Annotated in this window: 16 protein-coding genes; 6 read left to right on the top strand and 10 right to left on the bottom strand. The window is 65.4% G+C overall.

The annotated features are described in order from the left end of the window. Positions 1 to 190: 190 nt before the first annotated feature. The 3 genes from HK401_RS19795 to HK401_RS19785 all read right to left on the bottom strand — a co-directional run bounded on the left by HK401_RS19795 (position 191) and on the right by HK401_RS19785 (position 4,123). A complete protein-coding gene (locus HK401_RS19795; protein WP_181276381.1) occupies positions 191 to 976 on the bottom strand; it encodes a ferritin-like domain-containing protein in 786 nt (261 codons plus the stop codon). Beyond that, positions 966 to 1,787, bottom strand: coding sequence for a hypothetical protein (locus HK401_RS19790; protein ID WP_181276380.1), 822 nt, complete (start codon positions 1,785 to 1,787; stop codon positions 966 to 968). The genes HK401_RS19795 and HK401_RS19790 overlap by 11 nt, the downstream gene beginning before the upstream one ends. Positions 1,788 to 1,876: 89 nt before the next feature. Beyond that, on the bottom strand, positions 1,877 to 4,123 hold the full coding sequence (locus HK401_RS19785; protein ID WP_181276379.1) for an HAD-IB family hydrolase: 2,247 nt from the start codon (positions 4,121 to 4,123) through the stop codon (positions 1,877 to 1,879). 100 nt (positions 4,124 to 4,223) lie between these two features. Here HK401_RS19785 and HK401_RS19780 point away from each other — a divergent pair, with 100 nt between their 5' ends. The 3 genes from HK401_RS19780 to HK401_RS19770 all read left to right on the top strand — a co-directional run bounded on the left by HK401_RS19780 (position 4,224) and on the right by HK401_RS19770 (position 7,601). Further along, positions 4,224 to 5,006 (top strand): SDR family NAD(P)-dependent oxidoreductase, encoded by a 783-nt coding sequence (locus tag HK401_RS19780; RefSeq protein ID WP_181276378.1) that lies wholly within the window; start codon positions 4,224 to 4,226, stop codon positions 5,004 to 5,006. A gap of 145 nt (positions 5,007 to 5,151) precedes the next feature. Further along, entirely contained in the window at positions 5,152 to 5,886 is a 735-nt protein-coding gene (locus tag HK401_RS19775; RefSeq protein WP_258234362.1) for a lysophospholipid acyltransferase family protein, read from the top strand. Beyond that, the gene (locus tag HK401_RS19770; protein ID WP_181276376.1) at positions 5,883 to 7,601 is read left to right on the top strand and encodes an FAD-binding oxidoreductase; all 1,719 of its coding nucleotides are present in this window, start codon (positions 5,883 to 5,885) and stop codon (positions 7,599 to 7,601) included. The genes HK401_RS19775 and HK401_RS19770 overlap by 4 nt, the downstream gene beginning before the upstream one ends. Positions 7,602 to 7,632: 31 nt before the next feature. Here HK401_RS19770 and HK401_RS19765 read toward each other — a convergent pair whose 3' ends face one another. The 7 genes from HK401_RS19765 to HK401_RS19735 all read right to left on the bottom strand — a co-directional run bounded on the left by HK401_RS19765 (position 7,633) and on the right by HK401_RS19735 (position 22,858). Then, the gene (locus HK401_RS19765; RefSeq protein WP_181276375.1) at positions 7,633 to 8,376 is read right to left on the bottom strand and encodes a 4'-phosphopantetheinyl transferase family protein; all 744 of its coding nucleotides are present in this window, start codon (positions 8,374 to 8,376) and stop codon (positions 7,633 to 7,635) included. Continuing rightward, a complete protein-coding gene (locus tag HK401_RS19760; protein WP_181276374.1) occupies positions 8,373 to 9,173 on the bottom strand; it encodes an ABC transporter permease in 801 nt (266 codons plus the stop codon). Before HK401_RS19760 ends, HK401_RS19765 begins: the two co-directional genes overlap by 4 nt. Continuing rightward, the gene (locus tag HK401_RS19755) at positions 9,170 to 10,153 is read right to left on the bottom strand and encodes an ATP-binding cassette domain-containing protein (protein ID WP_181276386.1); all 984 of its coding nucleotides are present in this window, start codon (positions 10,151 to 10,153) and stop codon (positions 9,170 to 9,172) included. Before HK401_RS19755 ends, HK401_RS19760 begins: the two co-directional genes overlap by 4 nt. After that, positions 10,153 to 10,359 carry an MbtH family protein gene (locus HK401_RS19750; RefSeq protein ID WP_135810413.1) on the bottom strand — a complete coding sequence of 69 codons (207 nt, stop codon included), beginning with the start codon at positions 10,357 to 10,359 and terminating at the stop codon, positions 10,153 to 10,155. The genes HK401_RS19755 and HK401_RS19750 overlap by 1 nt, the downstream gene beginning before the upstream one ends. A gap of 6 nt (positions 10,360 to 10,365) precedes the next feature. Further along, positions 10,366 to 21,003 carry a non-ribosomal peptide synthetase gene (locus tag HK401_RS19745; RefSeq protein WP_181276373.1) on the bottom strand — a complete coding sequence of 3,546 codons (10,638 nt, stop codon included), beginning with the start codon at positions 21,001 to 21,003 and terminating at the stop codon, positions 10,366 to 10,368. 121 nt (positions 21,004 to 21,124) lie between these two features. Further along, positions 21,125 to 21,340 (bottom strand): hypothetical protein, encoded by a 216-nt coding sequence (locus HK401_RS19740; RefSeq protein WP_181276372.1) that lies wholly within the window; start codon positions 21,338 to 21,340, stop codon positions 21,125 to 21,127. Between the two features lie 246 nt (positions 21,341 to 21,586). Beyond that, positions 21,587 to 22,858: a cation:dicarboxylate symporter family transporter gene (locus HK401_RS19735; RefSeq protein WP_258234365.1), complete on the bottom strand. Its 1,272-nt coding sequence runs from the start codon at positions 22,856 to 22,858 to the stop codon at positions 21,587 to 21,589. Positions 22,859 to 23,180: 322 nt separating this feature from the next. Here HK401_RS19735 and HK401_RS19730 point away from each other — a divergent pair, with 322 nt between their 5' ends. From HK401_RS19730 to HK401_RS19720, 3 genes are read left to right on the top strand one after another with little or no spacing between them, the layout of a single operon-like run. Then, positions 23,181 to 23,600 (top strand): hypothetical protein, encoded by a 420-nt coding sequence (locus HK401_RS19730; RefSeq protein WP_181276370.1) that lies wholly within the window; start codon positions 23,181 to 23,183, stop codon positions 23,598 to 23,600. Further along, positions 23,597 to 25,282 carry an ATP-binding protein gene (locus HK401_RS19725; RefSeq protein ID WP_181276369.1) on the top strand — a complete coding sequence of 562 codons (1,686 nt, stop codon included), beginning with the start codon at positions 23,597 to 23,599 and terminating at the stop codon, positions 25,280 to 25,282. Before HK401_RS19730 ends, HK401_RS19725 begins: the two co-directional genes overlap by 4 nt. Continuing rightward, positions 25,266 to 25,973, top strand: a complete 708-nt coding sequence (locus HK401_RS19720; protein WP_309136057.1) for a response regulator — start codon at positions 25,266 to 25,268, stop codon at positions 25,971 to 25,973. Before HK401_RS19725 ends, HK401_RS19720 begins: the two co-directional genes overlap by 17 nt. Positions 25,974 to 26,490: the final 517 nt, after the last annotated feature.

Raw genomic sequence — 26,490 nt, 5'->3', positions numbered from 1 at the left:
AGGATGGTGGCGGTGCGTGTGCGAAGCAGTGTCTTCATTGTTCTTCTCCTAATCAACAGTGATGCGTATTCGCGCACAGCTGTGAAGTGATCTCCATTGCTCGCTGTGTACTGGGTATTCGGTGCGGTGCCCGGTCCGGATGGGCGGATGGAGAAGAAACCTGAGTAATCCTTCGCGGAATCGGCTGCAATCAGCCGACTCCCAAGCGGGCGAAGGCATCGCGGAAGATGGTCAGCGAATCCAGACCCGGCAGCTTCTGGACGCTCTTATCGAGCTTGTCCAGTTCGTCTGTGTGATCCTGGAAGAGATGACTCATCACGTGCTTGACTTCGGCATCGTCCATCATCCCTGAGCCCACGGGCTTCCACAGCTTCCCCAGCGCCAGGCGCACGATCTTCTGAGCTCGTGGGTTGTCCTCGAGCCTCTGTCGTGCCTGAGTCGTGTAGAACGCCACATGTCGAGTCTCCTGCTTGGCGATGCGCTCAAGCAGCGGAGAGAGCACCGGGTGGTCCTGCATCGCCGCCATCCTGCGATATCCGGCTGTGGCGGAGAGCTCGTTGGCCGCACCCCAAGCCATATGCACGGCAATGAAGTCCGTGCCCACCATGTTCGACAGCAGCGACTGCTTTGCAGGCCCGAGAGCGAGTTTCCACCCCAAGCTCATCCGCTTGGCTTTGACCTCGTCGTAATCGACGTGGATTCCGTGTTTCTCGAGCACGGCGGCCAATGCCTCGCCGTGCCAGAACTCCTCACGGTTCCACATGGTCATGAATGCCGCCGTGGCGTCCTCGCTGTGTGAAGGAGTGACGAGCAGCTCCCTGACGAAACATGTGGTGTGGTATTCGACGTCGCACATGTATCGCACCGACCGGAGAGTGTCTCTGTCCAAGGGCATGTCATCGAACACATCGAGATCCAGATCGGTCCAGTTCACCGCCTCGGACGTCTCGGCGTACTTGTCGAAGTCAAAGGCCATGGTTTCTCCCTGCTTGAGCATGGGCTCTGCGCGTCGAGCGCAGCGCCGCCGTCACTTGGTTCATCGAAGGCTGAGGGTTCCCCAGCAGGAATCGTCCGATCTCGGCATCCGAGTCGATCAGGCGTCGTCTGTCGGATGCAGAAGCGAAGATGCTTGTCAGAGCGCTGGCTTCATCCGGTTCGGGCACTCCGACGATCCGCAGGGGAGCCCACGGCCGCATGAGGTGAGCACGAGCGGTGACTGCTTCGATCTGTGATCGTCGGATCCGAGCCACCGCCTCCGAACGGAAGAAGCGGATGATCGCCTCGCGCCGGTCGATGATTTCGGTCAGGACGCGAGCGGCTTCACCGCTGAGTCGTGTACGCACTGCCCGTTCAGCTGCCTGGAGGCCCGCCTCCTGGATCGCGAGCCTGGCCATGTGCCCGGCGGTGAGAGGTTCCTTGACCAGTCCGCCGACGACAGGTGCGAGGATCGGCAGGCCCCGTTCGACCCACATTCCGCGCAGTCTCCGTGACCTGCCCCCGCGAAGGTCCTCAGGGCTGAGGGTGGTTTCGAGCATGTCGCGCAGTGCCCGCGCCAACCAGTACCGTTCGTAGCCCCATCCCGTCACGAAGGCTGTGATCCGCGCTTCGTTGGAAGTCCAGGAGGCAAACATCGCTCGGGTCTCGGCCAGCGCCGAGTTCTCCAGTCGCCATAGGAAGCCGAGATCGCGTGCCACGTCTCCGGTCACCTCGATGCGCTCTGAGTCGACTTCGATGCGTCCTCGAGCGTGAGCAAGATAGTCGTCGACATCGAATGCTGTGCGGAGCACGATGGGATGCTCTGCATCGGAGAACAGTCGTCCTCTGACATGCCCGGGCGGATGTTCGACGAGGGGGCTGCGGAGTGTTCTGTCGCTTGTCACCATTCCATCACTTTCCATCGCTTCTTCAGTGCCAGGCCGTAGAGACCGAGATCCGGAGTGACGGCAACGGGACTGCCGACGAGTTCGAGCCATGCGGCATCGCCCAGAGAGTCGCCGTAGCCGGTCGAACGTCCCAGATCGGCGCCCACGGTGTCGGCGTATTTGCGCAGCCAGTTCGCCCGAGCTTCATCGACCAGCGGAGGGCTCGCGAGGAACCCCGAGAGAACACCGTCATCTGTGACGTCCATCCGGGTTGCGACCACCTCGTCGAAGAGATCGGACAGAGGTTCGACGAGGACGTCGAGAGCGCCCGTGAGCAGGACCGTGCGGTGACCGGCCGCGCGGTGCTCATCGATGAGCTGCCGAGCCTGGGGGCGGATGGAGTCGCGGATCGTCTGCCCGAGGCGGCTGGTGACGGCCGCTCGGAGCTCATCGAGGCGAAAGCCCTGATATCGGCGATTGACCATGCGGATGAGGTCCGAACGGTCGCGGTACTCGGCGCGCAGCAGTCCGGGGACGACTCCGGCCATCGTTCCCATCATCGCCGGCCACTTGTAGATCGGCTGCGTGGCGCGCACGACCGCCGCGAACTGCTGCACGATGTTCGCTGAGATCACCGTCCCGTCGAGGTCGAAGACGGCCAGAGCCTCGGAAGTGGGCGGCAGGGGACGCGGAGTGGGCGTGGCCTCGCTCTGTCGGCGTCTGCGCGAATAGCTGCGGGTGAGTTCTGTGATCGCCGGGATGTGGACGTCCTGGAAGTATTCCGTCCAGTCGATCTCGGTCACGTCGAACCTGCGATTGGTCGGGCAGTCCTCCGGCAGCCGCTCAAGCAGACGTCTCGTGTTCGCATCGTCGAAGATCATCTCCGTCTTCGTGTACTGCTGGTACAGGTCGGCGAACTGACGCAGTGACTTCAGTTTGGCGTCGGTCTTGCGCAGCCGTGAGGTCAGGGCGCGTGTGCGCGTCGAGGCGGGCAGCCGCTCGACGACTTCGCGGCCGACGCCCGTAGCCAGTTCCTTCAGCCGGATGCGCTGTTCGATGAGTTCGGAGCTGGGGAAGCTCCATTCGGGCACCGCCATGGGAACACCTTCGCTGTCAGGCAGCGGATGGTCGAGGAAGTACTCGCGGACGGTTCCGACCATCTGGTGGAACGGCAGGGGATTGCTCATGCCCGATACGACCTGGTAGTAGTCCGAATGACCTCGGTCCGGCTGTCCGGAGCCGCTGTCGTGGTCGGCAGGCTGCCGCTCGAGAGGACCTTGCTCGGCAAGGGCGAGGATGACATTGACGACATAGTCGACGGGGATGATGTCGAGCACCGAGTCGGCGTGCCCGGGGAATTCCGACAGGCTTCCCTTGGCGTAGGCCATGATCAGCGGATCCGCGACCTTGAAGCCGTCAATCCAACCGGGGCTCGGCCGGCGGAGGGCAGATTCGATGATGGACGGGCGAACGAAGGAGACCTGATGGCCTGCGGCGGCCCACTCCTCGCCGATGCGCTCGGCCAGAGCCTTGGTGAAGGTGTAGATGTCCGTCCAGCCCAGCGACTGTGCCCGGGTGCGCCCGAACTCCACGAGCCGATCCCTCACGTACTTCTCCCGGGCAGCCTCTGCGCCGGCTGCGACGGATTTGGGGCCCATCCGAGAGCTCTGTGCTTGAGCCATCTGGATGAAACGGCGCAGCTTCTCGGGTTGCCTGGACTCTGCCTCGACGCTCTCCCTGGCCAGTTGTGCGGCTCGGAACTCACCGTCATGATCGACGGTGTGACCCAGCCGGGACTCCTGCACGACACCTTTTGCGATTCCTCCGACATAGGCTGTTGAGACATGGATGACGTGGGGATCCTGATTCGATTCCGCCAAGGCGGCGTAGAGTCGCTTGACTCCGCCGACATTGGTGTGGAAGGCCTCGTCAATGGCGGCGTCGAAGGACACGCTCGACGCGGAGTGGATCACGACGTCATAGCGATCGGTCAGTGGCGGCAGATCAGCGAGATCGCCCTCGAGGACCGTGACACGTGAATCGAAGGCCTCATGCACTGCCTCCTCGCCGACCTCAGAAATCCAGGAAGCGAAGACCGGCTTACCGAGGATCCGCTGCAGACGATCATGTCCTGACCGGTCCCCCCGGGGACGCACGAGTGCGGTGACGCGCACGTGGGGATCACTTTCGAGCAGGGCTTGAAGCACCGCTTGACCAAGGAACCCGGTGGCACCCGTGAGGAGATATCGACTTTGTTGCATTCGGGAACCTATCGGAGAGAGGACAGTGTGGCATGGACGGACGCAGCGGTCATCAGTGATTCGGTGCGGTCGCATTGATGGATGCCTGTATCGTAGCAATATGAATGTGGCTCTCATCACCGGTGGCAGCGCTGGCATCGGTGCGGCATTTGCCCGCGCCTTCGCCAAGCGCGGCGTCGACCTTGTTCTCGTGGCTCGAGATCCGATCGCTATGGAAACCTTCGCAGAGCAGATCCGCAGCGATTTCGGGGTGCACGTCGCAACGATGGTCGCCGACCTCGCGGACAGGCAGGCCCAGGCTGAGGTGGCTGCGCGGATCGAGGAACCCGGTTCCGAACCCGACATCGACATCGTCGTCAACAATGCGGGCTTCTCTGTGCGTTCGAGCCTGCTCAGTCACGATGTCTCCGACCACGATCGGGGGTTCGAAGTGATGCAGCGCGCTGTCCTGGTCATCGGTGGAGCCGCCGCTCGGGCGATGAAGCAGCGGGGACGTGGTTGGATCATCAACGTCTGTTCTGTCAGTGCGAGTCTGACCCAGAATAATTACACCGCCATCAAGGCGTGGACGCAGAACTACTCGGAGGCGCTTGCCGTGCAGACCTCGGGCATGGGAGTGAACGTGACCGCTCTGGTGCCTGGTTGGGTGCGCACCGAATTTCATTCCCGAGCCGGTATTGCCGGAACATCGATTCCCGGGTTCCTCTGGATGGACTCGGATATGCTCGTGGAGGGATGCCTTCGAGACGTCGCACGTGGGAAGAGGATCTCCGTGCCGCAGCTGCGATGGAAGGTCATTTCGATGACGTTGCGACTGCTACCGCGTCCGGTGATCCATCACCTCTCTGATGCACTCACTTCCCGACGGCAACAGGAGGTCTAGGGCGACGATGTTCAATACTGGAAGAACTCACTCGGACTCCGGTGATCATTGCGAGTCACTTTCGCAGCCGGTCGCCGCGCGCCAGATACGAAGAATGTCGTCGGAATGCCAATCCATCAGTGGTGTCGGCTCCGAACATTCAGTGATGACTGATCACACTCTCCCACAACCGGCGCCGACGAAGTACCGATCCCGCTCGCGCGCAACACTGAGATTCCTTCTCCAGCGTGTCCTCTTCCGCGGCCTCGTCCGTTCGACGATCACACAGACGGTGACGATTGCGCCGGCAGTACGCCGGCTCGACGGAGGCTTCCTCGTCATCGCCAACCACACCTCCCATCTCGATGCGCCGATCATCGCGCAGAGCCTGCCGCGGAAGCAGTCGCGCTTTCTGGCAACCGGAGTCGCCTACGACTACTTCTTCACCTCGTGGCACAAGCGGCTCTTCGTCCGCTGGCTCTTCAATGCCTTTCCGATCTATCGGGAAGCTGCTCGCGGCAGTGCGAAGGTCCCTCGCGCCCTTCTGAGGTCTGGGGTGCCGGTCCTGCTGTTTCCCGAGGGAGGCCGCCAGAAGAACGGCACGATCGCCGATTTCAAGGCGGGGTCGATCAAACTGGCTGTCGACGCAGGGGTCCCGATCGTGCCGACCGCCGTGATCGGCGGCTTCGAAGCGATGCCCAAGGGACGATCGTGGCCTGTTTCGGGCAGGCCGCCCGTGCGTGTGGTCTTCGGTGAACCGGTCACCGCCCGAGACGAGGAATCGCTTTCTGAACTCACCGCGCGGGTGCGGCAGCTCGTGGCGGAGCTCTTCGCCGCGGGAGCCGATGACATCGGTGTCGGCAGTGAACACGCTGAATCGCCGGAAAGGACGAAGAAATGAGCGAACCCATGAGAATGCAGGACGTCAAACGGCACCGTTGGTGGGGCTGGGGAGCCGAAGGAGTCGACTTCCGGTGGGAGACCAAACCCGACTTCGCCGCGATCGCCAAGGACAAAGTCGGTCTCGACCTCTGGAATGCTCCGCGGCCGACCACCCCGGTGCTCAGCGATCTGACCATACCTGAGTCGCGAATGTCATCGACGCTTCTCGACGAGCTCGGCGCCGTGGTCGAGTCGGACAATGTCAGCGTCGACGACGAACTGCGCGTGATCCATTCGTTCGGCCGCTCCCTGCCGGACCTCTACCGGGTGCGCCACGAGCCGATCACCCGCCTCGTCGACGCCGTCGTCTACCCCGGCAGCGAGGATGAGATCGCCGCTGTCCTCGCTCTCGTCCTCGACCGCGATCTCGTGCTCATTCCCTACGGCGGCGGCTCATGCATCTCCGGCTCAGTGACCCCGAGTCCGGATGAGGAGCGTCCCATCGTCTCGCTGAATCTCGGGAGGATGCGTCGAGTCATCGACATCGACGAGTATTCGGGCCTCGCGCGAGTCGAAGCCGGAGCATATGGCCCCGACCTCGAGGAGCAGCTCAATCTTCGCGGATGGACGGTGGGTCATTTCCCCGACTCGTTCAGCTATTCGACCCTCGGAGGATGGGCGGCGACCCGGTCATCGGGAATGCAGTCGGACAAGTACGGTGACATCGAAGACATCGTGCGGGGTCTTCGTGTCGTCCACCCTCGTGGCGTCATGGTGAGCAAGCCCATTCCGGGCCGCGATTCGGGTCCTTCGGTGCATGAGATGGTCCTCGGCAGCGAAGGCCGTCTCGGTGTGATCTCGGAATGCACGGTGCAGGTGCATCGGCTGCCGAAGGTGCGGCAGGTCATCGCCTACCTCTTCCCCGATTGGGCTAGTGGAGTCGAGGCCATGCACGACATCGCCCGTTCCGAGGTCACGCCCGCGTTCACCCGTCTCTCAGACGGGCCCGAGACTCGGTTCAGTCTCGCGATGGTCTCTGAGCCGAAGGGTGTGAAGGCAACGATCGCGGCTCGCGGTCAGGACGCCCTGTTCGCCTACCTGCGGTCCAAAGGGTGGGACACGACAGAAGGCATGTGCCTGTCATACGTCTGCTTCGAAGGGTCGAAGGAGCGCGTGGCACGTGAGAAGGCCGAGGTGAAGGAACTCATCGCTCACCGAGGCGGAATCAGCCTCGGCTCCGGGCCCGGCGCCGTCTACGATCAGAAGAAGTTCGACACCCCGTATCTGCGTGACTTCCTGCTCAACTACAAGGTCTTCGGCGATGTCTGCGAGACGGGAGTGACGTGGGGAGATCTCAAGAACGTCCATGCTCGGGTGCACGAGCGATTCCGCCAGACCCGCAGCGAGCAGGGCGGACCGGGGTTCATGTTCTGCCATCTGTCCCACAGCTATCACGGCGGCGCCTGCCTGTACTTCACCTTCGCGATTCCCTACACGGACGAGGACACAGCGCTGGCGGAGTATCAGGACGTCAAGGACAGCATTCAGCAGGAGTTCATCGACTCCGGTGGAGGCCTGTCGCACCACCACGGAGTCGGCACCGAGCACCAGCCGTGGCTCGTCGACGACATCAGCGAGCCGGGGGCATTCATGGTCGATGCCGTATTTCGCGCCACCGACCCCGGACAGAACCTCAACCCGGGGAAAGTCCTCGGCGATCGGGCTCTGTCCTGAGGAGGCTTGTCTCGCTGGGCTGCATGCACCCTCACCGTCCGGCGAGAATCTCCTGCAGACCGACAGCCTCGACGGGCATTCGAGCGGCACTGCACAACGCCGCGACATAGGGTCGAGGGCACGTGAGCCGAGAGATGTTGAGTGCGTCGAGTTCGGAATATCCGGGGGCTGCGATCGCGGCCGTCCATCGTCCGCGCGGGCTGATTCCTGATCGCCGGTCGGCAACCTCGGTCACCGTGAGATCACCGGGCGGCACGGACAGCCCATGCCCGGTGGTCTTCACCGCGGCTTCCTTGCACACCCAGACGTCGATGCGCCGACGCACGGAATCGCCGCCCTCGGGCACAGTCTCCGTCGGGCCGAGTACGTAGTCGTCGAAGCCGGAGAAGACATCGGGCGGGACCTGTTCGATGTCGACTCCGATCGGTGAGGTCCCAGGCGCCGAGGCGATCGCCACGGCCCCGTTCGACCGAGACAGGCTGAGTTCCGCCCCGGGGATCGCCGGCTTGCCGTGGGGGCCGCCGCATGTGCGACAGCGGCGTATCAGCTCCAATTCGCCGGCCTCGTCGAGATCGATGCCGAGGCGGCGAGCCGCCATGAGCCGAAAGATCAGATGCGCCCCTCGGAACGTGGCCCGATCGGCGGGTCTGCGAAAACGGTCCGCGCGAGCATCCTCGTCCGGTGACAGCAGCGAACCGAGCCACGGGTGATCGGCGAGCACCCGTTCGATCGCTGTGATGTCGCTGATGAGGTATTCGATCGCGGCTCTCGTCATCTCCGACTGATCCGACGGTACTGGGAGACGGCGATGGGCGAGAAGACGGCGATGACCGCGACGCAGCTGAGGAGCGCATAGATGACGGCGTTGTCGGCCGCCCAGCCCGTGCTGGTGACGAACCCTGCCGGCGGTGCGTTGCCGAACAGCTCTCGGACGCTGGTGGCGACCGCGGTGATCGGATTCCATGCGGCGATCGTCTGCAGCGGGCCCGGAAGGGTGTCGATCGAGACGAAGGCTCCGGAGATGAAGGTGACGGGGAAGAGCCAGATGAGGCCGAGGCTCTGTGCCACCTCGACGCTCCTGGCCGTCAGTGCGATGACCGCACCGATCCACGACATGGCGAAGCTGAAGAGCAGCAGGAGCGTGACGCCCAGCAGGGCCGAGCCGAATCCCTCCGTGATGCGCCACCCGATGAGCAGACCGCAGATCATCGTCACGGCCACGGAGATGAGGCTGGTGACCAGGTCCGAGGATGTTCTGCCCAGAATCACGGCGACCCGTGACATCGGCAGCGAACGGAAACGGTCGATGAGTCCGAGCTGGAGGTCCTTGGCGAGATAGACGGCGGTGAAGGAGGAATTGAAGGTCAGCGTCTGAGCCAGGATCCCGCCGATGAGGAACTCCCGGTACGGCCCACCGCCGAGGCTGCCGCCGAAGACGAATGCGAGGAGGAAGACGAAGATCACCGGCTGGACGACCCCCGTGACCAGGGCCCCCGGAGTCCGACGGACGGTGAGCAGATTGCGCCAGGCGATGACGGAGCTGTCGCGAGCGGCGGAGACGAGCGTGGTCATGCTCCCACCTCGGCGGTGTCGGCCGGTGTCCGTGAGGGCCTCGCCGAGGTGGGCTGTCCGGTGAGATCGAGGAACACGTCGTCGAGCGTCGGACGGCACAGGGCCGCCTCGGTGACGGAATGCCCCTCGTCTTCCAAGGCGGCGAGGACCTGCAGCAGATCCCTCTGTCCCAGTGGTGCGGACGCGGTGATGCGCAGTCCCGACGCGTCCGTCTGCGGGTGGGCGGAGTCGCCTAAGATGCGGTCGAGGATCCGCAGGGTTCTGTCGAGGGAGTCGCGGTGGGTCAGCGTCAGTGTGATGCGTTCGGCACCGAGCTTGCCCTTGAGGTCGGTGGAGGTTCCCTCGGCGATGACCTGTCCGGAATCGATGACGGCGATGCGATCGGCCAGTTGGTCGGCCTCCTCCAGGTACTGGGTCGTCAGCAGCACGGTGGTGCCGCTTCTGACCAGGGTGGTGATGACCTCCCAGGTGTCGAGCCGCGCGCGCGGATCGAGCCCGGTGGTCGGTTCGTCGAGAATGACCACCGGCGGACGCACGACCAGGGCCGAGGCCAGGTCGAGTCGTCGCCGCATGCCTCCCGAATAGGCGCCTGCGCGTTTGCCTGCGACGTCGCTGAGACCGAATTCGGCCAGCAGCTCGCGGGCACGGCCCGCCGATTCCCGGCGACTCATCCCGTAGAGGCGGGCGACCATGACGAGGTTCTCGTACCCGGTGAGCTTCTCATCGACGGCCGCGTACTGGCCGGAGAGGCCGATGCTGCGGCGGACGGCCGTGGGATCGGCGGTCACCGAGTGACCTGCGACGACGGCGGTGCCGGAGTCGGGGCGGATCAGTGTGGACAGAACCTTGACGGTCGTCGTCTTCCCGGCCCCATTGGGGCCGAGGAGACCGAAGATCTGTCCCTCCTCGATGTCCAGGCTGATGCCGTCGAGAGCCCGAAAGGCCCCATAGTTCTTCCTCAGATTCTCCAGGCGAATCACTATGAGGCGATCTCGGCGAGCCGGCGCGGAGTGATGTCCGTCCAGTTCTCCTCGACGAATTCGAGGCAGTCGTCGCGGCTGGCCGGTCCGAACACGAGGACCCATCCCGCGGGCACATCGGCGAACGACGGCCACAGCGAATGCTGCTGCAGGTCATTGACCAGCACGCGGAAGGTCCCTGTTGTGTCATCGAAGGGATTATTCACGGGTTTTCAGCTCCTAGTGGTGTTGCTTGGCGGGGTTTGGTTCCAGGAGTGGATGGAACTCATCTGTGATTCGGCGGCCTCGTCCATGTGGATGGACAGGACGGGAAGAATCTCGTCGAGCGCCTCGGCACTCAGCATGTCCGAGTGCCGGGCATCGACCTCGGTGACGTGGATGTCGCCGGTGACGAATCGGCGCCATGAGTCGGGGCCGGGGGTGCCGCTGGGAACGTCCCGGGTCGCGGTGAAGAGCACCAGCTCACCGTCGAACGTCTCCACCGGGGCCTCGCGGATCAGTCTGGCCAGGGTGAAGAACCCGCGGGTCATCGCCTCTATGGTTGTCGGTGCCACATTGCCGAGGGGATCACCGTGTGCACGCAGGATCTCCAGGGCCCGTTCGTCATCGAGACCCTCCGTCGTCTCCGTGATCGCCGGATGATTGGCGCCGAGGTAGTTCGCCCACAGCTCGGACCCTTCGCCGACATCGGCGTTGCGCTCCTGCCCGGTGGGGAAGGCGTCGAGAATTCCGAGGAACGCGACGGACTCGCCCTGCTCCTGAAGGCGGGTGGCCAGACGGTGGGCGAGGACGCCGCCGAGAGACCACCCGATCAGGTGGTAGGGGCCCGATGGCTGAACCGTCTGCAGATGGTCGATGTAGTCGTCGGCGAGCTCGGTCAGCGTCCGGGCAGTCATCTCCGCCGGGTCCCCGGGTGAGAGGCCGGGCATCTGCAGGCCGATCAGCGGACGATCCGGATCGAGGCCGTGGAGCATCGCGGCGAATCCCCAACTGATGCCCGTGGCCGGATGAACGGCGAACAGCGGCGGCTTCGAACCCGCGCAGCGCAGCGGAAGCAGGCGGTGGAGGCTGTCGGCGATGGAGTCCGCACCGCCTCGGCCGACCTCGCGAACGAGCTGTTCGACGGTCGGTGAGCGGAACAGGGCCTGGACCGACAGATCGGCCCCGAAGGCCTCGTTGACGGCCGCGATGAAGGGCCGGGCGAGGAATGAATGCCCGCCGAGTTCGAAGAACGACTCATCGATGCCGACACGCGGCAGGGACAGTACGCGCGCGAAGATCGCGGCGACGGTCTCCTCCTGCGGCGTGCGCGGCATCAGCCGCGATCCGACGGCCGCTGTCGACGGATCGGGCAGGGCCGCCTCGTCGATCTTGCCGTGAGCGGTGAGAGGGATCTCGTCGATGACGACGAGGTGCGAGGGCGCCATGTATGAGGGAACGAGCGATCGCACATGGTCGCGGACCTCATCGGCGAGGAGGTCCCGAGACGACGTCCCGGTTGCGTCTTCGGCGAGCTCGGCGTCGGTCTCCGTTCTCGCGCCGGCCCCGGCGACGATATAGCCGACGAGCTGGATGGTGGCAGGGTCCGTGCCGAACGGGCGGACGACGGCGTCCCTGACGCCCGGTGCCTGGCGCAGTGCGCGCTCGACCTCCCCGAGTTCGACCCGGTATCCGCGCAGTTGGATCTGATCATCGCTGCGACCGATGAACACGAGCTCTCCGCTCTCGTGCCGGACGACGAGGTCACCGGTCCGGTACATGCGCTCGCCCGGGCCGCCATGGGGGTCGGCGATGAAGCGTTCTGCGCTCAGCCCCGGTCGGCCCCGATACCCGTGGGCCAACTGCTCACCCGCCAGATACAGTTCCCCGACCGTGCCGGACGGCACATAATGGAGGCGTTCATCGAGGACGTATCCGCGCATGCGCTCAAGCGGTGCCCCGAGAATCGGCGTCGGGGAGGCGCCCACAGGCGCGGCGAATGCGTCGACCGTGGTCTCTGTGGGTCCGTAGAGGTTGTGGGCGATGATGCCCGGGTGGTCGCGCAGCCACTGCCAGAGATCGGGATCGATCGCTTCCCCGCCGAGGGCGAGGATGATCGGAGAGTCTTCTTCCGCGGCCTCGGTGATCATGCGCTCGAATTCCGGTTCGGTGGTCAGCAGGCGAAGGTAGCTCGGTGTCGTCTCCCAGAACCCGATGTCGAGTCTGCGCAGATCGGCCGCCAGCTGCTGTGGATCGCGTTGGACGGTCTCCTTGGCGATGTGAAGCGGATGCCCGACCACCATCCACAGCAGGGGATCCCAGGCGGCGTCGAAGCCGATTCCGGTGGTGTGGGCGACCGGAATCCGATCGGCCTCATCGCTCGGGGTCGGCAGGAGCCGTGTGCGGTGGGAGGCGAGGAGGTTCGCCAGGGCCGAGTGGCCGACCTCGACGCCCTTGGGTCGACCGGTCGAGCCGGAGGTGAAGGTGACATAGGCCGCCGAATCATGATGAGGCGTGGGCGGCATCGCGGTCGTGGTCGCAGCGGTTCCCCTTGGGATCGGCGTCCCCTGAGGAGCAGGCGAGGTGCGAACCGAACCGTCGGCCGGCGAGATCTCGACGATGCTCGGGGTGATCCCGGCATCGGCGAGGAGGGGCGCGAGCTCTGAGGGGCCGCCCGGCTGTGTGATGACGATGAGCGGTTCGGCGTCGGTGAGGATCGCCGTGGTGCGGCCACTGGGGTAGTCGATGTCGATCGGGTTGAAGGCGGCACCGGACTTGAGCACGGCCAGCGTGGCGACGATGACGCCGAGGCCGCGACTCAGTCGGACGGAGACCGTTTCGCCGGCACCTGCTCCCTGGTCGATGAGCTCGTGCGCCAACTCGGACGAAGCCGCGTCGAGTTCGCGGTAGGACATTGATGTCTGGTCGGACCGGACCGCCATGGCATCGGGCAGTCGGGCTGCCGTGGCGGCGAAGACGTCGAGCACCGGTGGTGGCGTGTCCGCGGGCACCGGGCCGGTGAGGGAATCGATCGCCGTCCGCGTTTCGACCGGGTCGAGCAGGGCGATGTCATTAAGCGGTCGTTCGGGATCCTGCACGGCCTCATCGACGAATCGGGAGAATCGTCGGCAGATGCCGGCTATTGTCTCCGCGTCGAACATCGATGAGTTGAAGTCGAGGACCACCGCGAGCCCTGCCTCGGCATCGCTGCGGCGGAATGTGAACGAGAGGTCGAACTTCGCGTCACCGGTTTCGACCTCAGGTTCGAGGCTCGTGGTCACCCCGGGCAGCTCGAGTTTCGGTGCTGCCGACTCCTCGAGGGACAGCATGACCTGGAACAGGGGATGGCGTCCCAGTTCGCGAGGCGGATTGACCGATTCGACGAGACGCTCGAACGGCACGTCGTCGAGTTCCACAGCATCGATGACTGCGGCGCGGGTGCGAGCCAGGAGCTCGCGCAGGCCGGGGCCCGCCGAGGTGTCGGTGCGGATCGGAATGGTGTTGACGAAGAGTCCGACCATGTCTTCCAACGCCGGGTCCGAGCGGCCGGCGCTGGGGGAACCGATGACGATGTCCTCACCGGCACCGAGCCTGCTGAGATAGCCCGCGAGCACGGAGTGCAGCGCCATGAACAGGCTGGCCCCGTTCTCCGCGGCCACCGCTGCCAGACGGGCAGAGGTGCGGGCGTCGAGGCTGAAGTGATGGTGACGACCCGACTGCCTGGCGGTCGTGGGACGGGGACGATCGGCGGGCAGGCTGATGTCGGTGGGAATCCCCTCGAGCCGGTCGTGCCACGCCCGGACCTTTCGTTCCAGGAGCGGGGCCTCCGCTGCCGGGGCTTCCTCGCCCTCGAGGACATGGCGCTGCCAGAGCGCGAACTCGGCGTACTGGACCTCGAGGGTCCGCTGCATCGGATGGGCCGAGCCGCGCAGTGCGGCATAGGCGGTGGACAGGTCCTGCGTCAGAGGTCTCAGCGAGGCGCCGTCGGTGGCGATATGGTGCATCACCAGGTGGAGGACCCACTCGTCGCCTTCAGCGAAGAGGCTCGCACGAATGGGAAGGTCGCGGCTCAGGTCGAATCCGACGGCGGCCTCGTCCCGCATTCGCTCCGCGGTCTGCGTGCGAGAGGTTGTGGTGCGGCGTGCCATGAGACCCTCGCCGGCGTCCGGGGGCAGGATCTGCTGGACGGGGCTGCCATCGACGCTGGGGTAGACGGTGCGCAGGATCTCGTGTCGGGCGATCACGTCCGTCAGCGCCTGGCCGAGAGAATCCGCGTCGAGCTCTCCGGAGAATCGGACAGCCAGGGAGATGGTGTAGTCCGAGGCATCGGTGTCGAGCTGATTGAGGAAGTGCAGCCGCGCCTGCCCATAGGACAGAGGGATCAGCTGCGGGCGGGTCTGCCCGTGCGACCGACTCCACGCGGTGAGGCTCAGGTGCGGCGCACCGTCGGCCGATTGGGCCGTCATCGCGGGCTCCTCGGCGGGTGCCGGCTCGGTGCGGCCGCGAGACTCGAGTCGATTCAGCAGTGCAGCCGGGGTGGGGGAGTCGAAGATTGCGCGCAGCGGCAACTCGGTGTCGAAGGCAGTGCGGATGCGGCCGATGAGGGAGACCGCCAGCAGCGAGTGCCCGCCGAGGTCGAAGAAGTCGTCGTCGAGGCCGATCTCATCAGCACCGAGCACGGACGAGAAGACTCGGCACATGATGTGTTCGTCCGCGCTGCGCGCGGCTCTGGAGTCCGTGGTCCCCGAAGCAGTGGGGGCAGGCAGTCGGGAACGGTCGAGTTTGCCGTGTGAGGTCAGCGGGATCGAATCGAGACCGATGAGGATGTGGGGGACCATCGGTGCCGGCAGCTGGGCGGCGAGGTGATCGCGGAGGGCGGCCTCGTCGGCGTCCCCGGTGTAGTAGCCGATGAGCCGTGCCGATTCGGGATCCGTGGGATTCTCGACGATGGCCGCCGCCTGGGTGACGCCGCTGCCCGAGACCAGGGCGTTCTCGACGTCTCCGAGCTCGACCCTGTATCCGCGCAGTTTGATCTGGTCGTCATCGCGGGAGACGAAGTCGAGGCTGCCGTCGGGATGTCGGCGCACGAGGTCGCCGGTCCGGTACATCCGAGCGCCCGGTTCGAGAGGATCGGCGACGAATCGCGTTGCCGTCTCCTTCGGCCTGTTGACGTAGCCGGAGGCGATTCCGGCGCCTGCGAGATAGAGATCGCCGACGACTCCATGGGGCACCTCACAGAGATGCTGATCGAGGACCATGGTTCGAACATTCCTGATCGGATGACCGATGGTGGGCCTGTCTCCCTCGACCGCGGCGGTGACGGAATCGATGGTGAATTCGGTGGGACCGTAGAAGTTGTGGGCACGCACCGCGGGGTTCTCGGCAAGCTCCTGCCAGAGATCCTCGGGCACGGCCTCTCCGCCGAGGGCGAGCGACAGCGGGACGCGGTCCACACCGGTGTCGTCCTCGAGCAGCCCTGAGATGATGAGCTGCCTGACGAACGACGGGGTGGTCTCGAGGGCCCGGATCTCATGCTCGCTGCAGAATCGGACGAGTGCTTCGGCATCGCGCCGGATCTCGTCGCCGACGATGTGCAGACTCGCTCCGGCCACGAGCCAGAGCACCGGATCCCAGGCGGCGTCGAAGCCCAAGCCCGCCGTGTGCGCCGCCTGGACCGGTCCGACGTCGAGTCCCGCCTCGGCGAAGATGGTCTCCCGATGATGGGCCAGCAGATTCAGCAGAGCACTGTGAGGGACGGCCACCCCCTTCGGGGTGCCGGTCGAACCCGAGGTGTACATCTCATAGGCGCGGTCGCTCGGGACCGGTTGGTCGGCCCCGCGGCGACCGAGTCCGGCGGTGTGATCGTCACGTCGACCCACCTCGGCGGTGTGGAGTTCGGCGGTGCCGATCGCTGTGCCCGGGCGGACCGGGAGTTGCATCTCGTCGGTGATGACGGCTGCGGGGGCGCTCGCGTCGAGGATCAGCCGGATCCGCTCTCCGGGGTAGCTGAGGTCGATGGGCACAGCGACTGCCCCGATCGAGAGCACGGCCAAGGGTGCCGCGATGGCGTCGGCGGACCGGGGAAGGGCAATGGCGACGCTGTCTCCCGCTGTGATCCCTCGGGCGGCCAGGACATGAGCGATCTGGTCGATGCGTGCCCTGAGGCAGGCGAAGGTCAGTTCACCGTCGTCGGCGATGAGCGCCCGACGTTCGGGATGGCTCCTGATCGTCGACTCGAGGACGTCGAGGATCGTCGACCCGGGTGCGACTGCGTCACGGCCCTGACCCTGAGCGCGGATCTCTGCGAGCTCGTCCGGGCGCAGCACCTCGAGTTCGCGCAGCGGTGTGTGCGGGTCGGCGGCGAACTGGTCGATCACACGGACGAATCGTGCGGCGATGGCTTCGGCGGTGGATTCGTCGAAGAGCGCGGAGTCGAACTCGAGGGACCCGGTGATGCCGGCAGCCTCACTGACGGTGTGCATGTCACCCGCCGCGTGCGTGTCACTGGCCTTATGAGCCGCGCCGTCGTTCTCGCGTTCGGTCAGGTCGAGGAGGAGGTCGAACTTCGCCTCCGACACCTGGGGCCCGGGTGCGGGTTCGACGTCGAGGTCACCCATGTCCAGGGCCGCCGGGGCAGTGTTCTGCAGGGTCAGCATGACTTGGAACAGAGGATGGAGCTGGTCCGAGCGTGGGGGAGCGAGTTCGTCGACGACTCGTTCGAACGGCGCATCCTGATTGGCATAGGCGGAGAGGTTGGACGCGCGGACCCGATCGACGACATCGACGAGGCTGGGGTTGCCGGAGGTGTCGGTGCGCAGGACGAGGGTGTTGACGAAGAAGCCGATGAGGTCGTCGAGTTTCGTCTCCGTCCTGCCGGCGACGGGAGTGCCGATGGGAATGTCGCTGCCGGCACCGAGTCTGCTCAGCAGCACAGCGAAGGCGGCTTGCAGGACCATGAACAGACTGGCGTTGCGCTCGCCGGAGAGCCGGCGCAGACCGGCGTGGGTCTCGGCGTCGATGTCGATCGGAATCCTGCGGGAGACGCGGTCGGTGTTCTGCGCGCTCCTGGGTCGATCGACGGGAAGCCTGAGTTCGACCGGAGCTCCGCTCAGCGCGTTCTTCCAATAGGCCAGCTGGTCGGCGATCTCGCTGTCGGGGTCTTCCTCGGAGCCGAGAGCCCTCCGCTGCCACAGTGCGTAGTCGGCGTACTGGATCGGCAGCTCGGGGAGCGTGGGGGTGGTGCCGCGAGCCCGAGCGCGGTAGGCATCGGAGAGGTCCTTCGCCAGGGGTCTCAGTGACCAGCCGTCGGCGGCGATGTGGTGCAGCGTGAGCAGCAGGAGATGATCCTCGGCACCGAGTCTGACCAGCAGGGCCCGGATCGGCAGCTGCGTCGAGACGTCGAAGCCGCGTGTCGCCTCTGCATCGACGGTGTGATCGACGAGGTCCTCGCTGATCTCCACAATGGGCAGGGCGATCTGTACATCGTCGGCGGCGCGGATCACCTGGTGGGGCTGACCCTCGGTCCACGGGAACACAGTGCGCAGGCTCTCGTGCCGAGAGACGACATCATTGATCGCAGCACGCAGAGCATCGGTGTCCAGATCTCCGCGGATGCGCAGGGTCAGCGGAATGTTGTAGGCCGCGGACGTCGGGTCGAACTGGTTGAGGAACCACAGACGGCTCTGCGCGTAGGACAGGGGAATGGTCGCGGGACGGTCTGCGGCGACGAGTTCGTCTGCAGGCTCTTCCGCCGTGTCGCCGAGGTCGAGCCCGGCGCTGAGTTCGCGGACGGTGGGATGGTGGAAGATTTCGCTCAGGGCGGGTGGGGCAGCGAATCGCTTCCGCAGTGAGGCCACCAGCTGGGTGGCGAGCAGGGAGTGCCCACCGAGTTCGAAGAAGTCATCGTCGATGCCGACGGTCTCCACTCCCAGCACCTGGGCGAAGGCCTCGGCCACGGCCTGCTCTTCGACTGTCCTCGGTGCCGCGGATCCCGATCGCGTCGACTCCGGTTCCGGCAGCGCAGCCCGGTCGAGCTTGCCGTTGACCGTGAGGGGAATCCGCTCGATCTGCGTGATGAATGAGGGGACCATGTAGTCGGGCACGCGCGTCTTCATGTGTCGGCGCACCTCGGCGGCATCGATCTGCTCATCGGCGGTGATGTAGCCGAGCAGCTGACTGTAGCCGGCCCGGTTCTGTCCCAGGACGACCGCGGCCGACCGGATCCGGTCCTCCGACTGGAGGGCGAGCTCGACCTCGGAGAGTTCGACGCGGTAGCCGCGCAGTTTGATCTGCTCATCGGCCCGGCCCAGGAACTCGATTCCCCCGGCCAGAGGTCTGCGGACGATGTCGCCGGTGCGATACATCCTGGAGCCGTCGTCGGCGAAGGGGTCGGCGATGAACCGTTCCGATGTGGTGGCCGGCCGGCCCACATAGCCGCGCGCCAGATTCAGCCCCGCAATGTAGAGCTCCCCACGCGCCTGCGCGGGGACAGGGGTCAACCGGGAGTCGAGGACATAGTGCCTGGTGTTCGCCACGGAGCCGCCGAGGTCGGGTGACGCGCCCGCGACGATGGGTGCGGTGAGACTGTCGACGGTCGTCTCCGCCGGTCCGTACAGGTTGTAGGAGTCCACCTCGGGCAGAGCCGCGAGCTGGTCCCAGAGCCCACGTTCGACCGCTTCTCCGCCCAGGGCGACGACGCTGGGATGCTCGGTGCCGCTGAACGTGCCGTGGGCGAGAAGAGCCTTGACGAATGAAGGCGTCGTCTCGATCGAGTCGATGCCGTGGGTGGAGAAGTAGTCGGTGAGGGTTTCGGGATCGCGGCGGGTGACCGAGTCGATGAGGTGGAGTTCGTGCCCGGCGAAGAGCCACAGCAGCGGATCCCAGGAGGCGTCGAAGGAGATCCCGGCCGTGTGTGCCACGCGCAGTCCTCGTCCGAGTCGACGGGCGGCCGGATCGAAGATGGTCTCCTTGTGACTGTGGAAGAGATTGAGCAGTGATCGGTGTTCGACCCCGATGCCCTTGGGTCGACCGGTCGACCCGGAGGTGAAGATGACGTAAGCGAGGTCGTCGGGAGCAGGTGTCGACCCGGTCTGGGTCGACTCGGGCGCGGGCGCTGCCGACTGCGGTACCGCATCGATGTCAATGACGGGACGGTCGGTGGTCATGTTCGTCTCTCCGGCGGGACCCGACACGGTTGAGGAATTGATGACGAGCACCGGCGCTGCGTCGGCGATCATCGCTTCGATGCGGTCGGCCGGATAGTCGGGGTCGAGGGGCACGTAGGCGGCACCTGTTCTGAGGATTCCGAGCACGGCGACGGGCAGCGTGGTGGACCGGCCCAAGCGCGCCGCGATGCGAGCCCCGGGCCCTGCACCGAAATCCCGAAGGCGGTCGGCGAGCTGAGTCGAGCGGCGGTCGAGTTCGCCGAAGCTGATGTGCCCGTCCTCGGCGACGACCGCGGTGGCGAATGGGGACCTGCGGGCGTGGCGGGAGAATTCCTCCACCACGGTGTGGCGGGGAAGGCTCTGCTCGGGTCCCTTGCCCCCTGCGATGAGTTCGCCTGACTCGTCGGCAGCGATGAGGGAGAGTCCCGCCAGGTGCTGATCGCCGCTCGGATCGAACTGGCACAGGACGGAGAGGAACTGCCGCAGGTGCTCGGCGAGGCTGTGCTGATCGTAGAGTTCGGCGTTCGCCTCGAACCGAACGATGGCCGGGCTGCTGCCGCCTTCGGAGCTGGGATCGGCTCCGATGCCGTGGATGATGATCGAGAGGTCATCGACCGGGCCGGTCGACAGCAGGTGCAGCGAGGCGGTCGTCATTCCGAAGTCGATGTCATCGACGTGCGGGAAGATGTTGACCGAAGGCCCGATGTAGTCGCTGTCGGTGCTCAGCTCCTGATACTGGAAGCGCTGGTGGATGAGCGTTTCGCGCAGCGTCGCGCCGGCGCCGGCGACGAGATCCGCCGTCGTCATCTCCGGTGCTGCCTGCATCTGCACCGGCAGGATCTTCGACATCATGGACGGCACCGATTTGGACAGGGCGCTGCGACGGGCAGTGACCGGAAGGCCCACCGAAATGGACTCTCGTCCGGTCATGCGGTGCAGGTAGGCCGCTGCGGCGCTGAGGATGAGCGTCGGCGCCGACCGCGAACCGGCCAGGCGTGATGAGAGCTCCTGGGGGATGTCGGCGTTGCAGGTGACAAGCCGTCGTGCCGGTGATGCCGGACGTTCGGCTAGACTGGTGGCCGTCTCCGACTCGGAGCGCACCTGCTTCCAGAACTCGGCGTCGGTGGCGAAGCGCTGCGAGGAACGATACTGAGCCTCCTCGGCCACCAGATCGTCGAGGCTGCCGAAGGGCCAGTCCGAAGGTCCTGTTCCCGGCTCGGCCAGCTCTCGGTAGACCTGGGATTCGCGGCGGAGGACGAGGACGGCGGAATAGCCGTCGACGAGGAGGTGGTGGGCCCGCTGATAGAAGATCCAGTGGTCGTCTCCGAGGTGGAACAGCTGGGACCGGAGCAGGTCACCCTCATCGACATCGTGGACGGTGTCGAGATCCTCCTGCATCAGCGCATGGGCCGAGGCTTCGGGATCCTCGCTCGACTCCGTCCGCAGGTCACGGACCAGGAGGTGGCTGCGTGCCGGTCCGAGCTGTTGGAAAGGTCCCTTTTCGTCCTCACCGAAGACGACGTTGAGCGAGTCGGCTTCGGCAACGGTCGTGGCGACCGCCTCACGCATTCTGTCGACATCGAGCGGCCCGCGAATGTCGACATAGAGCCCGATCTGGAACGTCGGGTTGTCGGGTTCGATCTTCTGGGCGTACCAGATTCCGCGCTGTGCTGAGGTGAGGTCGATTCGAGTGTTCTCGTCAGTCATCGTGTCTTTCGCAGTGGGTGGGGGTTTCCTTGAGCGAGGTCTCCGGCGGCAGGGAGGCGCGCGGGTGCTCAGCTCAACCCGGTGGTCGGATCACGTGAGCACGGCGGCAGAGGATCGGTCGTTACTGGAACTGTCCGATGTTGATATCGCCGAGGAGGTCGCCCAGATCGATGATCGGGCCGTTGATGAGTGCCCCCGAGGCTTCGGTCGAAGAGGCCGGAGAGGTCTCGGCAGCGGAGGCGCTCCCGGGTGCGGCCATAAGACCGACGGCGATGACGATGGTCGCGAGTGTGGCACCGGAGACGGCGCGGGCGTTGATGAGCTTGAGATTCTTCATGGTCCCTGTCCTCTTCTGACATCGGCTGCAATCGTCCGTATGGGGACGGACATGTGCCATTCGGAAGGCTCACGCACGTGGATTGGCCGGCCAGGAGTTTTTCTTGCTCCGATGATTCGAACCCCTCGTCACAGCAGTACGTCAGGCCAGGGCCACCTCGGCGAGGGGAGACGAAACACCACGGGTGCCGGCGTCCTCACGATGAGGACGACGGCACCCGTGGTGGTGTGAGTCGGGACTCGACGGTCAGCTCACTGTGGCCTTCTCCTTCTCGCCTTCTTCCGCGGCTGTCGGGGCCGGGCCGTGGGCGTCGGGCTGGAGCGAGAGCTCATCGAACGGGCTCTGGCCGGACAGCGTGGCGCGAGCCTGGTCGAGGTCGATCTCGTTCGTCCACTTGCCGATGAGCAGGGTGGCCACGGCGTTGCCGGTGAAGTTCGTCAGGGCACGGCACTCGGACATGAACTTGTCGATGCCGACGATGACGCCCATGCCGTCGAGCAGCTCCGGGCGGTGCGACTGCAGGCCGGCGGCCAGAGTGGCAAGGCCGGCACCGGTGACGCCCGCCGCACCCTTCGAGGCGATGATCATGAACACGAGCAGCGAGATCTGCTCGGGGATCGACATCGGCATGCCCATCGCCGAGGACACGAACAGCGAGGCCATGGTCAGGTAGATCGCGGTGCCGTCGAGGTTGAACGAGTAGCCGGTGGGCACCGTGATGCCCACGACCGGCTTCGAGACACCGGCATGCTCCATCTTCGCGATCAGACGCGGCAGAGCCGATTCCGACGAGGAGGTGGAGAAGATGAGCAGGAACTCTCGGGCCAGGTACTTCAGCAGCAGGAAGATGTTGAGCCCGGTGACGATCTTGAGCAGACCGCCGAGGACGATGACGATGAACAGCGCGCAGGTGAGGTAGAAGGCGCCCATGAGGGTCGCCATCGCACCGATCGCGGCCCAGCCGGTCTTGCCGACGACCGCGGCGATCGCACCGAAGGCACCGACGGGAGCGGCCCACATGATCATCATCATGAGCTTGAAGACCACGGCCTGGATGTGCTTGATGCCGTTGAGCACGGGCTCGCCGGCCTTGCCCATCGACTGCAGTGCGAAGCCGACGAGGAGCGCGAGCACGAGGGTCGGCAGGACCGGGATGTCGCCGGGGATGAGGCTCATGAGGAAGGCGACCATGCCGCCTTCCTCGCCACCGGAGGCCTCTTCGTACGGCTGGAGGTGCAGGCCTTCGCCCGGGTGGATGAAGTTGCCGACGATGAGGCCGATGACCAGGGCGAAAGTCGCCATGACCAGGAAGTAGATGAGCGCCAGACCGCCGACCTTGCCGACGGTGGCGGCACGGGCGACCGAGCCGACGCCGAGGACGATCGTGCAGAAGATCACCGGGGCGATGATCATCTTGATGAGAGCGACGAACGCTTTGCCCAGGGGTTCGAGGGCGATGCCCGCATCGGGGGCGAGCAGACCGATCGCGGCACCGGCGATCACGGCGACGATGACCATGATGTAGAGCCAGTGGGTGCGGTCCTTCTTCCGCCGCGCATAGGTCGTGGCGTGATCCGCGGCGGCGTTCCCGAAGTTCTCTTCGGAGCGTGCCGGATTGTTGTCATTCGGTGGCGACGTTGCCATGGTTCCTCCATGTCGTGTTCACGTCAGAGCCCTGCGATGGACCCGGACGTCCGCGACTGACCGGCCGCGGTGGTGATGTACCCGACAACTCTGGCAGGAGATGTGACCGGTGTCTCGGTTGCGTTCATAGTGTTCACAGACACAGTTCGCGACTACTGTGGAGGTGTCAGGACACCAGATCAGAAGGAGCACTTTCGTGAAGATCAGCACCGCACTCCTGCGCGCAGTTCCCGGCGCTTTCATCCTCAACTCCGGCATCGGCAAGCTCGGCATGGACGAGGACACCGCCGCCGGCCTGCAGCAGATGGCCGCCAACGGTGTGCCCTTGGTCGAAAACATGACCCCTGCCCAGTTCGGGAAGTTCCTTTCCTACGGTGAGATCGCCGTCGGCTCCGCCCTGCTGCTGCCGTTCGTGCCCACCCGCATCGCCGGGGCCGCACTGACGACCTTTGCTGCAGGCCTCGTCGCGAACTACTTCTCCATCGATTCGATGACCAAGGACGACGGCATCCGTCCGTCCGAAGACGGCACCGCGGTGGCCAAGGACACGTGGCTGGCCGCGATCGGCCTGGCACTCCTCATCTCCGGCGGCAGCAAGAAGAGCAAGAAGAAGTGAACTCCGCCCCGGCCCCACTACGGCGGGGCCGGGAACGCTTCCGGGCTCGTCGAAGCGGGCCCCTGGCCCGCCGGCTCTTCCTCGTCCAGCTCGTCCTCATCGTCATCGTCTGCACCGCCCTGTCGGTGACCAGCTACGTGACGACGTTGAACAACATCCGCCACGCCACGGGCGAACGCGTGCTCTCCATCGCCGAGACCCTCGCCCACGACCCCTTCGTCACCGAGGCGGTGACCGGGGACGATCCCACGAAACGTCTCCAGCCCTACGCGCTGACCGTGATCAACACCGCCGACGTCGACTTCATCACGATCATGGACCGCGACGGCACCCGCTACACCCACCCGGACCCGGAACAGCTGGGCGGGAAGTACCTCGGCAGCACCGCGAAGGCCCGCGCCGGGCAGGCCGAGACCGAGGAATACGTCGGCACGCTCGGACCGTCCGTGCGCGCGATCGTGCCGATCGAAGATGCTGACGGCGAGGTCACCGCGATGGTCGCAGTGGGGGTGACGCTCGAGACCCTGTCCGTGGCGCAGGCGGCGTCGCTGCCGCAGATCATCATCGTCGCGCTCGCCGCGCTCGCCCTCGGCGGACTCGGATCCTGGCTGTTGGCTCGGTATCTGCGGCGGGTCACGCTCGGCTACGGGCCCGAGGAGCTCAAGCGCCTCTTCGCGTTCTACGATTCCGCCCTGCATTCCCTGCGCGAGGGGCTCATCCTCGTCGACGACTCCGGCCGGCTCGTCCTCTACAACGACGAGGCCGCGGCCCTGCTCGGACTGCCTCCATCCGATGAGTCGACCCCCATCACCCTCGCCGAGGTGGCCCTCCCCGAATCCGTGCGTGACCTTCTCACCTCCGGCCGGGTCGCAGTCGATGAGATCCACCTCACCGACGACCGTGTCCTCGTCATCAGCCAGAAGCAGGCGAGCCAGCCGCGTGGTCATGACAGGGGCGGCAGTCACGGATCCGGCGGGGGAACGGTCGCGACCCTGCGCGATCGCACCGACATTCAGGAACTCACGGGGGAGTTGGCGACGATGACGACCCTGTCCGAGGCGCTGCGGGCACAGACGCACGAACACGCGAACCGGCTGCACACGGTGTCCACGCTCATCGAACTCGGCCGCAGCCAGGAGGCGCTCGACTTCGCGGTCAAGGACAAGCAGGAGGCACAGCGGCTGACCGATTCGTTCGTCGGCTCGCTCGACGAACCGTTCATCACGGCGCTGATGATCGGCAAGGCTGCGCAGGCGCACGAACGCGGGATCGAACTCGAGGTCACCGCGACCGGGGAGCTGCCGCCGGAGAGTCTTGACGCCAAGGACCTCGTCACTGTGGCCGGCAACCTCATCGACAACGCCCTCGACGCCGCAGCCGATTCGGTCGAGAAGCATGTGTGGGCGGACTTCGTCGCCGCGGATTCGGAGCTCATCATCACGATCGCCGATTCCGGGCCGGGGGTCGACGTCGACGAGATCGACGCGCTGTTCCACCTCGGCGCTTCCGCGAAATCAGACGTCGAGGGCCCTGGAGGGCGCGGGTTCGGGTTGGTGCTGGTCAGGCAGGCGGTGCGCCGCCTCGGCGGGGATATCGAGGTCGAATCCGACGGTGGGGCGATCTTCACGGTGACCCTGCCGCTGGGCGATACGATCGTCGAAGGAGGTGACCGACGTGGATGATGCCGCGCTGCGGGTGCTCATCGTCGAGGACGACCCGATGACCGCGCAGGCGCATGCCGACTTCGTCGAGCGGGTGCCCGGATTCGAGGTGGCCGGGACCTGCCTGAGCGGCCACGAGGCGATCGAACGATTCGACGAGCTCGACGCGGCCGGCACGCCGGTCGACATCGTTCTGCTCGATATGAACCTCACGGATTCGCACGGGCTCGAGGTCGCCGGACGGCTGAACTCGCGCGGGAAGGACGTCGACATCATCGCGATCACCGCGGTGCGGCACCTGCAGGTGATCCGGTCGGCGATCTCGGCGGGGATCACGCAGTACCTCATCAAGCCGTTCACGTTCGCGATGTTTCGGGAGAAGCTGGAGAATCAGCGGGAGTTCCGGCGCGGGCTCACCGGATCGGGGTCGTTGGCGACGCAGGCATCGGTCGACAATGCCCTGTCCGCCCTGCGCTCGGTGTCCTCGACCCGGCTGCCCAAGGGGCTCATCGCCGAGACCCTCGAGGCGGTATCGGCCGAGGTTCGCGATTCTGCTGTTCCGGTCTCCGCCACCGAGGTGGGTCAGCGTCTGGATCTGTCCCGTGTCACCGTCCGCCGCTACCTCGAGCACCTCGTGTCGACGAAACAGGCGATCAAGCAGCCCAGGCATGGGACTCCCGGTCGGCCGGAGTACGAGTATCGGTGGGTGTGACTCCTCACAGTGCCCGTTCAGTACCGATGCGCGCTGGCTGAGGCGTGTGACCCTCGCGCTGGCTGAGGCAGCGTTGAGGTTGCGGGCAGAGGGAACTCAGCGTTCGGCCGAAGGACGCAGCTCACGTCGGAGCTGAATGAAAGCATCGATTCTTCGCGATTAAGTCATGGATCGTAATATTACATTTTTGTCATCACCGCCCTTGTCTTGAATTTTCAATGAACATAAGGGCGATGGGCTGCGGCGCTCTCGGGATTCGGGCGATCGCCGAGGAATAGGCGCAGATCAGGACCGATGAGGGCCTTGAAGTGTCTGTGCATCAAGCATATATCCTTGTGGCATCAGTTCGCATCGTGAACTCATCAGATTTGCAATATAACGGAATTATAACGTTGCCGATTACTGAATGATTACTAACGAATGATTCCGTAATGTTGTGCGGGATCTGCCAGGAAACTGCATGTTTCCGTCCAGGCTGCTGTCTGCGATTGATCAAGAACATGAACCGATGTGGAGG

This window comes from Brevibacterium oceani (assembly GCF_013623835.1).
Lineage (GTDB): Bacteria > Actinomycetota > Actinomycetes > Actinomycetales > Brevibacteriaceae > Brevibacterium > Brevibacterium oceani.
This window is presented reverse-complemented; position numbering and strand designations above follow the sequence as displayed.

Coding starts and splice junctions, on each gene's coding strand:
- HK401_RS19760 (WP_181276374.1), bottom strand. CDS start 9,173: ATGACCACGCTCGTCTCCGCCGCTCGCGACAGCTCCGTCATCGCCTGG.
- HK401_RS19795 (WP_181276381.1), bottom strand. CDS start 976: ATGGCCTTTGACTTCGACAAGTACGCCGAGACGTCCGAGGCGGTGAAC.
- HK401_RS19770 (WP_181276376.1), top strand. CDS start 5,883: ATGAGCGAACCCATGAGAATGCAGGACGTCAAACGGCACCGTTGGTGG.
- HK401_RS19765 (WP_181276375.1), bottom strand. CDS start 8,376: ATGACGAGAGCCGCGATCGAATACCTCATCAGCGACATCACAGCGATC.
- HK401_RS19785 (WP_181276379.1), bottom strand. CDS start 4,123: ATGCAACAAAGTCGATATCTCCTCACGGGTGCCACCGGGTTCCTTGGT.
- HK401_RS19740 (WP_181276372.1), bottom strand. CDS start 21,340: ATGAAGAATCTCAAGCTCATCAACGCCCGCGCCGTCTCCGGTGCCACA.
- HK401_RS19780 (WP_181276378.1), top strand. CDS start 4,224: ATGAATGTGGCTCTCATCACCGGTGGCAGCGCTGGCATCGGTGCGGCA.
- HK401_RS19745 (WP_181276373.1), bottom strand. CDS start 21,003: ATGACTGACGAGAACACTCGAATCGACCTCACCTCAGCACAGCGCGGA.
- HK401_RS19735 (WP_258234365.1), bottom strand. CDS start 22,858: ATGGTCATCGTCGCCGTGATCGCCGGTGCCGCGATCGGTCTGCTCGCC.
- HK401_RS19775 (WP_258234362.1), top strand. CDS start 5,152: ATGACTGATCACACTCTCCCACAACCGGCGCCGACGAAGTACCGATCC.